At 54.8% G+C, this 14,636-nt stretch carries 13 protein-coding genes; 8 read left to right on the forward strand and 5 right to left on the reverse strand.

Features of this window, described 5'->3' with window-relative positions; translation table 11 throughout:
• Positions 1 to 317: 317 nt before the first annotated feature.
• From hemY to hemC, 4 genes are read right to left on the reverse strand one after another with little or no spacing between them, the layout of a single operon-like run.
• A complete protein-coding gene (hemY, locus tag OI69_RS01850; protein ID WP_039345331.1) occupies positions 318 to 1,511 on the reverse strand; it encodes a protoheme IX biogenesis protein HemY in 1,194 nt (397 codons plus the stop codon).
• Positions 1,512 to 1,513: 2 nt separating this feature from the next.
• A complete protein-coding gene (gene hemX / locus OI69_RS01855; RefSeq protein WP_039345335.1) occupies positions 1,514 to 2,638 on the reverse strand; it encodes a uroporphyrinogen-III C-methyltransferase in 1,125 nt (374 codons plus the stop codon).
• 23 nt (positions 2,639 to 2,661) lie between these two features.
• Positions 2,662 to 3,402 (reverse strand): uroporphyrinogen-III synthase, encoded by a 741-nt coding sequence (hemD, locus tag OI69_RS01860; protein WP_039345337.1) that lies wholly within the window; start codon positions 3,400 to 3,402, stop codon positions 2,662 to 2,664.
• A complete protein-coding gene (gene hemC / locus OI69_RS01865) occupies positions 3,399 to 4,340 on the reverse strand; it encodes a hydroxymethylbilane synthase (RefSeq protein WP_039345340.1) in 942 nt (313 codons plus the stop codon). The genes hemD and hemC overlap by 4 nt, the downstream gene beginning before the upstream one ends.
• 334 nt (positions 4,341 to 4,674) lie before the next feature.
• On the opposite strand from hemC, the gene OI69_RS01870 reads away from it, so the two are divergent.
• Positions 4,675 to 7,233, forward strand: coding sequence for a class I adenylate cyclase (locus OI69_RS01870; protein WP_039345343.1), 2,559 nt, complete (start codon positions 4,675 to 4,677; stop codon positions 7,231 to 7,233).
• A 48-nt stretch (positions 7,234 to 7,281) separates the two neighbouring features.
• On the forward strand, positions 7,282 to 8,460 hold the full coding sequence (locus OI69_RS01875) for an MFS transporter (RefSeq protein WP_039345346.1): 1,179 nt from the start codon (positions 7,282 to 7,284) through the stop codon (positions 8,458 to 8,460).
• Here the strand turns inward: OI69_RS01875 and cyaY are convergent.
• Positions 8,448 to 8,768, reverse strand: a complete 321-nt coding sequence (gene cyaY, locus OI69_RS01880; RefSeq protein WP_039345349.1) for an iron donor protein CyaY — start codon at positions 8,766 to 8,768, stop codon at positions 8,448 to 8,450. The genes OI69_RS01875 and cyaY overlap by 13 nt on opposite strands.
• 59 nt (positions 8,769 to 8,827) lie before the next feature.
• On the opposite strand from cyaY, the gene lptM reads away from it, so the two are divergent.
• The 6 genes from lptM to uvrD all read left to right on the forward strand — a co-directional run bounded on the left by lptM (position 8,828) and on the right by uvrD (position 14,619).
• Positions 8,828 to 9,013, forward strand: coding sequence for an LPS translocon maturation chaperone LptM (gene lptM, locus OI69_RS01885; protein ID WP_039345352.1), 186 nt, complete (start codon positions 8,828 to 8,830; stop codon positions 9,011 to 9,013).
• A gap of 65 nt (positions 9,014 to 9,078) precedes the next feature.
• Positions 9,079 to 9,903, forward strand: coding sequence for a diaminopimelate epimerase (dapF, locus tag OI69_RS01890; protein ID WP_039345355.1), 825 nt, complete (start codon positions 9,079 to 9,081; stop codon positions 9,901 to 9,903).
• Positions 9,900 to 10,604, forward strand: coding sequence for a DUF484 domain-containing protein (locus OI69_RS01895; protein ID WP_039345358.1), 705 nt, complete (start codon positions 9,900 to 9,902; stop codon positions 10,602 to 10,604). Before dapF ends, OI69_RS01895 begins: the two co-directional genes overlap by 4 nt.
• Positions 10,601 to 11,536: a tyrosine recombinase XerC gene (gene xerC, locus OI69_RS01900; protein ID WP_039345361.1), complete on the forward strand. Its 936-nt coding sequence runs from the start codon at positions 10,601 to 10,603 to the stop codon at positions 11,534 to 11,536. Before OI69_RS01895 ends, xerC begins: the two co-directional genes overlap by 4 nt.
• Entirely contained in the window at positions 11,536 to 12,252 is a 717-nt protein-coding gene (gene yigB / locus OI69_RS01905; protein WP_039345364.1) for a 5-amino-6-(5-phospho-D-ribitylamino)uracil phosphatase YigB, read from the forward strand. Before xerC ends, yigB begins: the two co-directional genes overlap by 1 nt.
• A gap of 204 nt (positions 12,253 to 12,456) precedes the next feature.
• Positions 12,457 to 14,619 carry a DNA helicase II gene (gene uvrD / locus OI69_RS01910; protein WP_039345367.1) on the forward strand — a complete coding sequence of 721 codons (2,163 nt, stop codon included), beginning with the start codon at positions 12,457 to 12,459 and terminating at the stop codon, positions 14,617 to 14,619.
• The last annotated feature ends 17 nt before the right edge of the window (positions 14,620 to 14,636 follow it).

Below are 14,636 nucleotides of genomic sequence, written 5' to 3' on the forward strand. Positions count from 1 at the left end.
GTGGGTAGATGCTCATTCCACCTTCTATGTTTGCTTCGGCTTCATAATCCTGGGAATGACGCAGAGCCAATTTGAGGTGCCTATCGTCCAACTCCAGATGAAGATGCAAATCTCCATCGGGCCTTTCGGACATAACGTTGAGTGAGGCACCATTCTGTTGTCTGACAGACCTGATATTTTCAACGCTTACCGTTTATCGGTAAGCGTTTTTTTTCGTCTGTTAAAAATGTGCGGTAACGGCCTTCTGCCGCGCTTTACGCAACCGGGCATAAAAGAAAAAGGCTCCCAAAAGGAGCCTTATACAAGGAATGTGGCGGTTAGTCGGCAGGCTGCTGTAGCGTGAGCAACAGCCCTTCGCGCCGCATTTGCGCCGCTTCATCCGGCAGATGCAGCCGTTCCAGCGCATCGGCGCGCCAGGCGTAATCATAAGCGTCCGGGCGCAGTTCCAACGCGGTGCGGAAGGCATCGCTGGCTTGTTGCCATTCGCCGTGCTTCATCAGCAACTGCCCTAACGTGCTACTGAGCAACGGGGTTGCGCCATGTTGCTTGATGTACTGATGCAGCATTTTTTCCAACTGTTCCGGGTTGCCGGCTTTGAGACGTGGCATCTGTAGGATCAAGCGTTCGTCATACTGACGTTTGAGACCGTCGAGAATGATTTTCTGCGCAGTGTCGTGATCGTCACATTCGATCAAATGCTCGGCCATCGCGACCTGAAGCGGGATCTCGTGGCGCACTTTACGGCTCTGGTTATTCCACCACGACTTCAGCCCTTCGCTGCCGTCATCCGCCATCGCCTGATTCATCATGCCGATATAGGCTTGCTGTTGCAGATCCAGCAAACGCGCCTCAGGGTACAGGTTGATCTTGCGCATCGCAGGCAGAATATCCAGCAAAGCGCTGTAGGCGTGGGTGCGCAGGAAAGCTTGTTCAGCCAGACGTAGCACTTCAGGGTGGCGAGGCGCGACTTCCAGCAGCCTGTCCACGCCGTGGCGGGCGGCATGATCTTCATTACGCGCTAACTGGATGCGTACGCGCGTGATATCCACGGGAAGTTGATCGGTATCTGCAACCTCGGCGGCGCGTTCCAGATATTGCTTGGTGCGGAATTCGTCACCGCGTTGCTGCGCGGCCTCGGCGGCCAGCAGATAGTTAACCACGGGCTGTTCTGCATGGTCGGCATTGCGGGTCAGCAGTTTCTCTACCTGTAAATAATCTCCTTCGGCCAGCTTGAGCAGTGCGGCTTTAGTCTGTTTTCTGGCACGGCTGCGTTTGCGGCCGAGGAACCAGCCTCGTGTGCGGGCTCCGGTACGAAAGAGCCGACGGAGTACCCATTCGACTGCCAGAAAGGCGAGGAGAAACAGTACCAGCATAATGACCAGAGCAGTCACGCTGGTTGTAATGTCATAGTTATCCGTCTGGATCAAGACGTAACCTTGATGGCCAGCGACGATCGGGCCGATCACCACGCCTGCGATGAGGATCAGGAACAGCAATAAGACTTTCAGCATGCTCACTCTCCTTGCTGTGTGGCTGGTGTTTGAGCCAGTAGGTTACGAACGCGCGTTTGCATCAGTTTTTCCAACAGCACCTGACTTTGTAGCTCAGTGGGGACATCCAGTGAAACTGACTGCTGGCTTAACGCATCAAGCTGATCCAAGAAGGCCTGCGTGGTGGGATCGGTGGTATCGAAGTAGGCACGAACCCAGGTAGCTGCCGTTTCCAGCGACTGTTTGTACACTTCATTCTGGTGGCGGGGAATCGCCTGTGCGGCAACCAGCAGACGTGAGCGGATGTTTTCGCGCAGATACACATCCTGATTCGGTGCCAGCAGCGGTTCTGCGGTGCTGTCACGACGGCGGATGGTGATGAAATCAGCCATGAAATTGTGCCAACTTTTGCTCAGATTCTGGCGCCACTCGCTCAAAGAAGCAGAAAGCTCCGTGCTGTTGGTATCCATCGGCGCTTCATCGGTATTGTTATCGGCGAGCGGCAAGTTGTCCAACTGATCGGTAAGTTGGTTCACTTTCAGGATCATGCCGTCAAAATCGATCTGGCTTACGCCAGCCAGTGCACCGATGTCACTGGTCAACGCACGGCGGATTTCTATCAAACTGGGATCATTCATTTCCGCGATACTGGCATCCGCACTTTTCAGCAACGCGCCTGCGGTGGTGACATCTTTGTCGCTCCACAGCTTACGCCCCGCCAGTTTTACCAGAAAATCGGCCTGTGCGATCAGCCAGGTATTGGTGTCATGGCTGGAAAGCGCCGTCAGCTTATCGCGCAACTCGTCCGACTGACGTGTTAGCGATTCAAGACGTTGCGTAGCGGTGTCTTGTACTTTGCTTTGCTGCTGCTGAGCGTCCTGCCACTGTTGCTGCTCCTGTTTGTGCTGTTGCTGCAAAGCGTTTAGCTGTGCTTCAAGACGTTGAAGCGCGGCGGTTTCCCGCTGCGTCTGCTGGTGCCCGTGGTAATACAGTCCAGCGCCGATGGCCAGTGCAATCACAATCGCGATAGCTCCCAGCACGGCACCACTACGCTTGGGTTGCGCTACAGGATCCTGCTGCTGATGCGCGGGTTCAACCCGTTCAGCAACCTCGTCGGATGGAGCTGTGGGGGTATTGTGTTCCGTCATAATGGTACATCCTATGATCAGGTTTATTGTAGTGCGCGCACGAGCGCATCATTATCGGCGTTATCGGCCACCCGGATATCGCGCCAACCAAGCTGGTTCGCCTGTTCTGCGAGCCGTTCGCTGACGACGATCAACTGGCAACCGAGTAACCAGGAAGCCCGATAGTAATCAGGTACTAAAGTATAGATCCGTTGTAGCATTTCTCCGCTGGTAATGACCAGTTTGTCGATGCCTATTTGTTGCCAGTGGCGGCTTTGCTCTGGCCCGTCATAGTGAACGTCGCTGCGTTGATAACATTCACAGTAAGTCACCTGTGCGCCGCGTTCGGTTAGCGTTTCTCCCAATAGTTCTCTTCCGCCGTTCCCGCGCAGCAATAGTGCCTGTTTTCCAGAAACGTCTTGCAGGTCAGGGAGTTGCAAGAGTGTTTCGCTGGTTTCACGCTCAGGCGGATAGGCTACAGGGTGGGCGCTGATTTTATGCAGCGCCAGTGCCGTGGTGCGACCAATGGCATAATACGCGAGGTGGGCGGGCCAGTGCATGCCAGCGCGTGTCAGCATAGGATCGGCGTAATGAACGGCGTGTTGCGAGAGTGCAAATACCAGATCGCCAGCGTGTAATGATTGTAATCGTGCAGGCAGGCTGACGAGTTCGTGCCCAGGGGAAAACTCGATCAGCGGGCTGTGCCAGGCGTTATAGCCGAGCTTGCTTAAACGGGTCACCAGTTGTTCGCCAGTCGGTGACGGACGGGTAACTAGGATCGTCATGATGAACCTGACCCATGATAAACGGCCTGAAGGATAGCGCTGGCGCCTTTTGCTAATAGCTCTTCAGCCAGTGCAATCCCGATGTGTTCGGCGTCGGAGACGCTGCCTCTCCGTTCACCAACAATCATTTGGCTGCCATCCGGTGCGCCAACCAGCGCTCGCAACCACAATGTATCGCCTTCCAGTTCGGCGTAGCTGCCAATCGGCACCTGACAGCCGCCTTCAAGACGCACGTTCATGGCGCGTTCAGCCGCTACCCGAGCGGCGGTCGCGCGGTGATTCAATGGGGCAAGGAGCTGACGAATGCGGGCATCCTCTAAACGGCATTCGATGCCGATAGCGCCTTGTCCAACGGCAGGCAGTGATTCTTCCGGGCTTAACGCATAGCGGATACGTTCTTCAAGACCGAGACGTTTCAGACCCGCGACGGCAAGAATAATGGCGTCATACTCGCCGTTGTCCAGTTTTGCCAGACGCGTTCCAACATTGCCGCGTAAATCACGAATCACTAGGTCGGGACGCCGCGCGCGTAGCTGACACTGGCGACGCAGGCTGGATGTGCCGACACAACTGCCTTTCGGTAACTGTTCGAGGTTGTCGTAGCGGTTGGAGACAAAGGCATCACGCGGATCGTCGCGCTCGCAAATGGTGGTCAGGCCGAGGCCTTCGGGGAATTCAACCGGCACATCTTTCATCGAGTGGACGGCGATATCGGCGCGCCCTTCAAGCAGCGCCAGCTCAAGCTCTTTAACAAATAGCCCTTTACCGCCGACCTTGGCCAGCGGCGTGTCCAGGATGATGTCGCCGCGCGTCACCATCGGCACAAGCTCCACGGGCAAATCAGGGTAAAGATGATTCAGACGTTGCTGAACATGTCGTGCTTGCCATAGCGCTAGCGGGCTTTGTCGGGTGGCAATTCTAATCATATTGGCTAACATGCTTGATACCGTTTTTATCATTTTCCGCCATCGTATCATTGATGGTGCATTGGTGTCAGGTTGTGGGCAGGCGCGGCGCGTTGCTAAAACGGGGTCAAATCCGAGTGCCACACGTTGAGTAAAAGAAGCGGTGCTGATACTGTTGGGTAGGGAAATTCGTAATAAAGCAAGATAGACAAGTCTAACTTTCTTTACTTTCTTTACGCCCAATCAGCAAGGTGTTAAATTGATCACGTTTCCAGCAATAATCCGCTAAACATTCTTCTAATTTCATCATGGCGGATGTGGAACACGGGGTTTTTCTAGGCACTGGGATAAATCAGGCGAAACTGTCTTGTACTTCTACATCGAGACTTTGAAGCAAAGACTGGATGCGATCAACCAACTGCGTGTTGACCGTGCTCTGGGAGCAATGAAACCCGCTTTTCAGCAGGTTTACAGTCTTTTGCCCATTTTATTACATCATCATCACCCGTTGATGCCCGGCTACCTTGAAGGCAAGGTGCCTCACGGTATCTGCACTCACACGCCCGATGAAAAACAACAACAGTACCTTGATGGCATCGCGTTGCGTTGGGGTCAGTTTGACACGTCTCATCCGCAGGGTGAGCTACCGATCACCGGCATCTATTCCATGGGCAGCACCTCGTCTATCGGGCAGAGCTGTAGCTCCGATCTTGATATCTGGGTGTGCCATCAATCCTGGTTGGATAGCGAAGAGCGCCAGCTTCTACAGAAAAAATGTACGCTGTTGGAGCAGTGGGCGGCATCGCAAGGCGCTGAGGTCAGTTTCTTCCTGATGGATGAAAGCCGCTTCCGCCACAATGAAAGTGGCAGCCTGAGTGGCGAAGACTGCGGCACTATGCAGCACATCCTGTTACTTGATGAATTCTACCGTACCGCCGTGCGTATGGCGGGTAAGCGTATTCTGTGGAACATGGTGCCGGTCGAAGAAGAATCCCACTACGACGAATATGTGTTATCGCTTTACTCGCAGGGGGCGCTGGCACCTAACGAGTGGATGGATTTAGGCGGGTTAAGTACGCTGTCGGCGGAAGAGTATTTCGGCGCGAGCCTCTGGCAGCTTTATAAGAGCATCGATTCTCCGTATAAAGCCGTACTGAAAACGCTGTTGCTGGAAGCCTATTCCTGGGAATATCCAGATACCAGCCTGCTGTCGACTGAAATTAAAAAACGCCTGCATGACGGAGAGATCGTCTCTTTCGGTCTCGATCCATACTGCATGATGCTGGATCGCGTGACGCGCTATCTGACGGCGATCAACGATCCCACGCGTCTCGATCTGGCGCGTCGCTGTTTCTACTTAAAAGTGTGTGAAAAGCTCTCCAGAGAAAAAGCCTGTGTCGGCTGGCGCCGCCAGATTCTGAGCCAACTGGTGCAAGAGTGGGGCTGGAGCGAAGAACATCTGGCGATGCTGGATAACCGCGCTAACTGGAAAATAGAACAGGTACGCGAAGCGCACAATGAGCTGTTGGATGCGATGATGCAGACCTATCGCAACCTGATTCGCTTTGCGCGTCGTAATAATCTGAGCGTCAGTGCCAGCCCGCAGGATATCGGTGTGTTGACCCGTAAACTGTATGCTGCGTTTGAAGCGCTGCCGGGCAAAGTTACCCTGCTGAACCCACAAATTTCGCCCGATTTGTCGGAGCCAAATTTAACCTTCATTTATGTTCCGCCTGGTCGTGCGAACCGTTCTGGCTGGTATCTGTATAATCAGGCGCCGTCAATGGACGCGATCATTAGCCATCAGCCGCTGGAATATAACCGCTATCTGAACAAGCTGGTGGCGTGGGCCTATTTTAATGGTCTGCTGACGCCAGGTACGCGTCTGTATATTAAAGGCAGCGAACTGTGCGATATCACGCGCCTGCAAGCACTGGTGGACGATGTGGCCAGCCATTTCCCGTTGCGTTTGCCCGCACCGACGCCGAAGGCGCTGTACAGCCCGTGTGAAATTCGTCATTTGGCGATTATCGTCAATCTGGAACACGACCCGACGGCGGCTTTCCGCAATCAGGTGGTACATTTCGATTTCCGTCACCTGGATGTGTTCAGCTTCGGCCAGCAGCAACAGTGTTTGGTTGGCAGTATCGACCTGCTGTACCGCAACTCCTGGAACGAAGTGCGTACGCTGCATTTCAGCGGGGAGCAGGCGGTGTTGGAAGCGCTCAAAACCATTCTGGGCAAAATGCATCAGGATGCGGCGCTGCCGGAATCACTGGAAGTGTTCTGCTACAGCCAGCATCTGCGCGGGCTGATTCGTACTCGTGTGCAGCAATTGGTGTCCGAATGCATTGAGCTACGTCTGACCAGTACGCGTCAGCAGGAGCCTGGGCGCTTCAAAGCGGTGAAAGTGGCGGGGCAAACCTGGGGATTGTTCTTCGAGCGCCTCAGCGTATCGGTGCAGAAGCTGGAAAATGCGGTCGAGTTTTATGGCGCGATTTCCAACAACAAACTGCAAGGCCAGCCGGTTCAGGTTGAAACCAACCATGTGCATTTACCTCCAGTGGTTGATGGCGTCGCCAGTGAAGGGATCATCCAATTCTTCTTTGAAGATCTGACTGAAAATCAGGGCTTTAATATCTATATTCTGGATGAGTCTAACCGCGTTGAGGTCTATCATCACTGTGAAGGCAGCAAAGAAGAGCTGGTACGTGATGTCAGCCGTTTCTATTCGTCCTCGCACGATCGCTTTACCTATGGCTCCAGCTTTATCAATTTCAACCTGCCGCAGTTCTACCAAATTGTACAGTTGGATGGCCGTACGCAGGTGATCCCGTTCCGCAGCAGCGCGCTTTCTCATTTGTGCATTACCCCAGTGGTAGATGATGAGGCGGCTGCGATGCAGCAGCGGCTACAAATCCTATAGTGGTTTTCTGACACTCAGCTTTCGGCGTATTCAGAAAGGGATGTATTGATGGATTCGTTGCAACGTCGAAATTTGATACTGCTGGCGCTCGGGCAAGGGCTGACCGGCAGTATTATTTCTCTGATGACTCTCTGTTCTACGCTGGTTGGCGTATCGATGACGCCTATTCCGCTACTGACCACATTACCGATTACCGCAACGGTATGTGGTGCGGCGTTGACGATTTATGTCGTTTCTTCATTGATGACGAAATATGGCAGGCGCAATGCGTTCATCATCGGCACGTTGCTCGGGCTGGCGGGGGCGCTTTTGGCAGCGCTGGCGATTGTACTGCACAACTTCTTTCTCTTTGTGTTGGCGACGTTTGTTCTGGGGATGTCCTGCGCCTTCAATACTTATTATCGTTTCGCGGCTGCCGAAATCTTTACCGATAATCAGCAGAAAAACCGGGCGATCTCATGGGTGATCAGTGGCGGCATTCTGGGTGGTTTCCTCGGTCCGTTTGCTGCCAGCCAGTCTGCTCAACTCTGGGAAGCGTACCCGTTTTTCGGCAGCTTTATCGCCGCCGCCTGCATCTGTGTTATTACATCACTGCTGCTGCTTGGCCTTAAACTGCCCCCGATGCCGACGGCCAGCGCTCAGCGCAGTGAACCGCTGGCGTCAATCCTGAAAAGCCGGGCATTTGTGTTAGGTACGGCGAGCTGTTCCGTCGGGTTTGTCGTGATGACGTTATTGATGAATTCAGTGCCGCTAGCAATGCATCAACATCACTTTTCCGTCAGCCACAGCGCGACGGTGTTGCAATGGCATTTTGTGGCTATGTATGCGCCAGCGCTGCTGTTAGTGATATTGGCGAAACGGTTGACGCCGATTCAGGTGATGGCGATCGGTATGGGGTGTAACGTCATCGGCATGGCGGTCGCGCTGAGCGGTGTAACGTTCTGGCATTTTCTCGTTGCGCTGGTGCTGTTTGGTATCGGGTGGGCGTTTATGTTCAACGGCGGGACGTTTATGCTGAACGCGTTTACCCATTCCGTGCATAAATCCCGTTTGCAGGGCATTAACTCGCTGGTGATTTACCTGCCCAACGCGCTGGCGTCGCTGTCTGCCGGTAGCCTGATGGCGCTGACCAGCGGCTGGCCGCTGGTGAATATGGTCGGCGCGGGTATCCTGCTTTTGCTGGCACTGGCGCTGATATTACGGGGTCGGCGCATTTATCCGAACTGAACGGTTTCCCCGGCCTGAGCCGAACTGGCGGATGACAGCAGCGTAATAAAGTCTTCACCGCTGCGATCGCATATCCAGCGCTCCGCCTGACGGTTGAAATGGTAGCCGCCCGTTTTGGTCGCCAGCCAGATTTGGTGCAGCGGCTCCTGCCGATTAATCACGATTTTGCTGCCATTCTCAAAACTCAGCGTCATCACGCCGCCGTTGGTTTCATAATCGATATCGGCATCACCTTCAAACCGATCTAACGTTTCCTCCAACTGAAGCATGAGTTCGTCGGCTAATTGGTGGAACTCGCTATCGTTCATTTTCGATTCCTATTGATTTTCATGATCCACCTGCGATTATAGAGAGCATATGAGTATTAATGACAGGTCTTAACGTGATGAAGAACGTATTTCGCCAGTTTTTTCTGGTGTTAGCAGTAGTGAGTTTATTCGGTTGCGGCCTGAAAGGTCCGTTGTATATGCCTGCCGATGGCAAATCCGGTGCGTCAACGACTCAGCAGAATGAGAATCAGCCGCCGCAAAAGAAAGCGTCCATGCACCCTTAATGCGTGACGACAAGAATAGCTAACAGGTCACGCGCCCGGTTAAATCAGCGGGGGGAGTCAGGATAATGCAGTTCGCTAAAATGCACGGATTAGGCAACGATTTCATGGTTGTTGATGCCGTTACGCAAAACGTTTATTTTTCACCCGAATTGATTCGTCGTTTGGCGGATCGGCACTGCGGTGTGGGGTTTGACCAACTGTTGGTGGTTGAACCGCCTTACGATCCTGAACTGGATTTCCATTACCGCATCTTCAACGCGGATGGTAGCGAAGTAGCGCAGTGCGGTAATGGCGCGCGCTGCTTTGCGCGTTTTGTCCGTCTGAAAGGGCTGACTAACAAACGTGATATCGCGGTGAGTACGCAGACGGGCCGCATGGTGCTGTCTGTGACGGATGATGAACTGGTGCGCGTCAACATGGGTGAACCGAATTTCGAGCCGCAACAGGTGCCGTTTCGCGCGGTCAAAGCGGAGAAAACCTACATCATGCGCGCCGATGAACACACGGTGCTGTGTGGCGTGGTATCGATGGGTAACCCGCACTGTGTGATTCAGGTTGAGGATGTGGAAACTGCCAAGGTGGAAACGCTGGGGCCGCTGTTGGAAAGCCATGAGCGTTTTCCTGAGCGTGCCAACATCGGTTTTATGCAGGTTGTCGATACGCAGACTGTCCGTTTGCGCGTGTACGAGCGCGGAGCGGGAGAAACGCAGGCGTGCGGTAGCGGTGCCTGTGCTGCCGTAGCCGTAGGGATCCAGCAGGGCTTATTGTCCACGAACGTTCGCGTATCTCTGCCGGGCGGAGAGTTGGATATCCAGTGGGATGGGCCGGGGCATCCGTTATTCATGACCGGGCCTGCAACGCATGTCTACGATGGATTTATTCATTTATGAAGAATGTCGAGGAACAGGCAGAGCGCGAGATCGCACTCAGTGACGAGATGGTTTTGCAGTTCCTGCAACAGAACCCCGATTTTTTTATCCGCAATGCGCGTCCCGTTGAACAGATGCGCATTCCTCACCCCGTTCGGGGCACGGTGTCGCTGGTGGAATGGCAACTGGCACGTCAACGTAACCACATCACGCAGCTTGAGGAAGAAATTACGCTGCTGATGGAACAAGCGGGGGCGAATGAAGTGTTGTTCAATCGCCTGCTGGGATTACAAACCGAACTGGCGGCGGCAGATAGCCTGACGGATATGCTGGATCGGTTGCAGCGCTGGGCGCGTCAGCTTGGTCTGGCGGGGGCAACCGTTCGTCTGTTCAGCGACAAATGGCGCATTGGTGCGCCGTCTGATTTTACCCACCTTGGGCTTAACCGCTCCACGTTTGAGCCGTTGCGCATTCAGCGTTTCGGGCAGCATAACCATTATTTGGGCAGCCTGAACGGGCCGGAATTGTTACTGCTGTTACCGCAGGCCAGACAGGTCGGCTCGGTTGCGCTATCGCTGATGGGGAATCACCACGATTTGGGCGTGCTGATTTTCAGCAGCCGTGACAGCCATCACTATCAGGATGGCATGGGAACCGTGCTGCTTCAGCAACTGGCGATGATGCTGCCCGCGATGCTGGCGCGCTGGGTTGAGCGGGTATGAGCCGACAGCCTGCGACACCGGACACGCCTTCCTCTTCGCCGTTACAAGCCGATGTTGAGGCTTTCCTGCGTTATCTGAAAGTCGAGCGTCAGCTCAGCCCGCTGACACAGAGCAGCTATTTACGTCAACTGTCAGCGGTAATCACCCATCTTTCCGTGGCAGGCGTGGTTGACTGGCGCAAGCTGGATGCTGCGGGCGTGCGTTCCGTGGTGTCCCGCAGTAAGCGCGATGGGCTGCATTCAGGGAGTCTGGCGCTGCGCCTGTCGGCGTTACGCAGTTTTCTCGACTGGATGGTGTCACGCGGTGTGCTGACCGCAAATCCGGCGAAAGGGATATCCACGCCGCGCGCCGTACGCCCGTTGCCAAAGAATATGGATGTGGATGAGATGGACAGGCTGCTGGAGATCGATCTGGACGATCCGCTCGCGGTGCGTGACCGCACGATGCTGGAAGTGATGTACGGCGCGGGGCTACGTCTGGCGGAACTGGTGGGCATGGACTGCCAGCATATCGATCTGGCCAGCGGTGAAGTCTGGGTGATGGGGAAAGGCAGTAAAGAGCGCAAGTTACCGATAGGAAAAACGGCAGTAACCTGGCTGGAACGTTGGCTAGGGCTGCGTGAGCTGTTTGGCCCGCAGGATGACGCCGTATTTATCTCTAATCAAGGACGACGCATTTCGATGCGCAACGTGCAGAAGCGATTCGCCGAATGGGGGGTTAAGCAGGGCATCAATAGCCACGTACACCCGCACAAGCTGCGCCACTCCTTTGCGACGCACATGCTGGAATCCAGCGGTGATTTACGGGCGGTGCAAGAGCTGCTCGGCCACGCGAATCTGTCCACGACGCAGATTTATACCCATCTTGATTTTCAACATTTAGCCTCCGTGTACGATGCTGCGCATCCACGCGCCAAACGAGGGAAACCCTGATGCATTTTTACCGATCTCTTGGCCCGATCCGGGCGATCACGTTCGATCTGGATGATACGCTGTACGACAACGCAGACGTCATCCGGCGCACGGGACAAGAGTCAATTCGCTTCCTGCAACAGTATCATCCGGCACTCCGCGACTTCCAGATGGATGATTTTGAGCATTTACGCCAGACGTTGCTTGCGCGTGAGCCGGACATTTATCACGACGTAACCGAATGGCGTCGCCGTGCGGCTGAACTGGCCATGTTAGCGCGCGGATTGAGCGCCGCCGAGGCAAGAGAGGGCGCAAAAGCCGCAATGGAAAACTTTGCCCACTGGCGTAGCCAGATTACGATTACGCAAGAGACGCATAAGACGTTGGCGGCATTAGCCGAGAAAGTGCCGCTGGCGGCAATCACCAATGGCAACGCCGAGCCGCACCGCTTTGGTCTCGATGGCTATTTTTCGTTCATCCTGCGTGCTGGCCCGCACGGTCGTGCTAAACCGTTTGATGATATGTACCATCTGGCGGCGCAAAAGCTTAACCTGCCTTTACATGAGATTTTGCACGTAGGGGACGATCTCACCACCGATGTGGCGGGGTCGATTCGCTGCGGTATGCAGGCCTGCTGGATTAACTTGCGCGAAGGCAGCCTGACGAAAATCGATGATGCCCGCCTGTTGCCACATATTGAAATTTCGCGGTTGGCATCGCTGGCGGCATTGTTATAATCACCGCATTAATCTGTATAAATCACCAGTGGAAATGCTCTTTACATGCTAATACTGGTCACTTAAGCCCGTTATTCGGGGAAACACAGGGGGAGGTTCCCGCAGGGAGGCCTCACCCCTGTGGTCGCCCCGTGTATCTCGATGCTTAAACGATCGACATTACTGACATGTGTAGCGTTTCCCGTCACCGGATAACCCGTACCTATGGACGTTTCTGATCTGCTCGATGGCCTCAACGACAAACAGCGTGACGCGGTAGCCGCGCCGCGCAGCAATTTATTGGTGCTGGCGGGGGCAGGCAGCGGCAAAACGCGGGTGCTGGTGCATCGCATCGCCTGGCTCTTGTCCGTCGAAAACTGTTCGCCGTATTCCATCATGGCGGTGACGTTTACCAACAAAGCAGCGGCGGAGATGCGCCACCGTATCGATCACCTGATCGGCACCAGTCAGGGTGGCATGTGGATTGGTACTTTCCATGGGCTGGCGCACCGTCTGCTGCGCGCGCACCATATGGATGCCAATTTGCCGCAGGATTTCCAGATTCTGGACAGTGAAGATCAACTGCGCCTGCTGAAGCGCCTGATTCGGGCACTCAATCTGGATGAGAAACAGTGGCCGCCGCGTCAGGCGATGTGGTTCATCAATGGCAAGAAAGACGAAGGTTTGCGCCCACAGCACATTGAAAGCTACGGCAACCCTATCGAACAAACATGGCAGCGCGTCTATCAGGCCTATCAGGAAGCGTGCGACCGCGCTGGACTGGTGGATTTCGCCGAACTGCTGCTGCGTGCGCACGAACTGTGGCTGAACAAGCCCCATGTGTTGAACCACTATCGCGAACGTTTTACCAATATTCTGGTGGACGAATTTCAGGATACCAACCGCATTCAATATGCCTGGATCCGCATGCTGGCAGGCGACAGTGCCAAGGTGATGATCGTCGGGGATGACGATCAGTCAATTTACGGCTGGCGCGGGGCGCAGGTCGAAAATATTCAACTGTTCCTGAAAGATTTTGCTGGAGCAGAAACGATCCGTCTGGAGCAAAACTATCGCTCGACCAGCAACATCCTGAAAGCGGCGAATGCGCTGATTGCCCACAACGGCGGGCGGCTCGGCAAGAACCTGTGGACGGACGGCGTAGAGGGGGAACCCATCTCGCTGTATTGCGCGTTCAATGAACTGGACGAGGCGCGTTATGTCGTCAACCGGATTAAAACCTGGCAGGAGAATGGCGGTGCGCTGAGCGATAGCGCTATTCTTTACCGGAGCAATGCCCAGTCGCGCGTGCTGGAAGAGGCGTTGTTACAACAGAGCATGCCGTACCGCATTTACGGCGGTATGCGCTTCTTCGAACGTCAGGAAATCAAAGACGCGCTGTCTTATCTGCGCCTGATGGCTAACCGTAACGATGATGCGGCCTTCGAGCGCGTGGTGAATACGCCGACGCGCGGTATTGGCGACCGCACGCTGGACGTGGTGCGTCAGACCTCGCGCGATCGTCAGCTAACGCTATGGCAAGCCACACGGGCGCTGTTGCAGGAAAAAGTGCTGGCCGGACGCGCGGCGTCATCGCTACAGCGTTTTATCGAACTTATCGATGCGCTGGCCTATGAAACCTCGGCACTGCCGTTGCATGTGCAAACCGATCGGGTGATTAAAGACTCCGGCTTGTGGATCATGTATGAGCAGGAAAAAGGTGAGAAAGGACAGGCGCGGATAGAAAACCTGGAGGAACTGGTGACGGCTACGCGCCAGTTCAGTTATCAGGAAGAAGATCAGGATCTGATGCCGCTTCAGGCTTTCCTGTCGCATGCCGCGCTGGAAGCGGGAGAGGGGCAGGCAGATGCCAATCAGGACGCCGTGCAGCTCATGACGCTACACTCGGCGAAAGGGCTGGAGTTTCCGCAGGTGTTTATCGTCGGCATGGAAGAGGGCATGTTCCCCAGCCAAATGTCGCTGGATGAAGGCGGGCGTCTGGAAGAGGAACGTCGTCTGGCTTATGTCGGCGTTACGCGTGCGATGGAAAAGCTGACGATAACCTATGCTGAATCCCGTCGTTTATACGGTAAAGAAGCCTATCACCGGCCTTCCCGATTTGTCGGCGAATTGCCTGAAGAGTGTGTGGAAGAAGTGCGGCTGCGCGCCAGCGTGTCTCGTCCGGTGAATCACCAGCGCCTGGGCACGCCAGTCACGCAAAACGACAGCGGTTATAAGCTGGGACAGCGCGTGCGCCATGCGAAATTCGGTGAAGGCACCATCGTGAATCTGGAAGGCAGCGGCGATCATGCCCGCCTTCAGGTAGCGTTTCAAGGACAGGGCATTAAATGGCTGGTCGCCGCCTATGCCAAACTGGAAACGGTGTGATCGCCTTTTTCAGCGTG

It is taken from the genome of Pectobacterium fontis, from assembly GCF_000803215.1.
Taxonomy (GTDB): domain Bacteria; phylum Pseudomonadota; class Gammaproteobacteria; order Enterobacterales; family Enterobacteriaceae; genus Pectobacterium; species Pectobacterium fontis.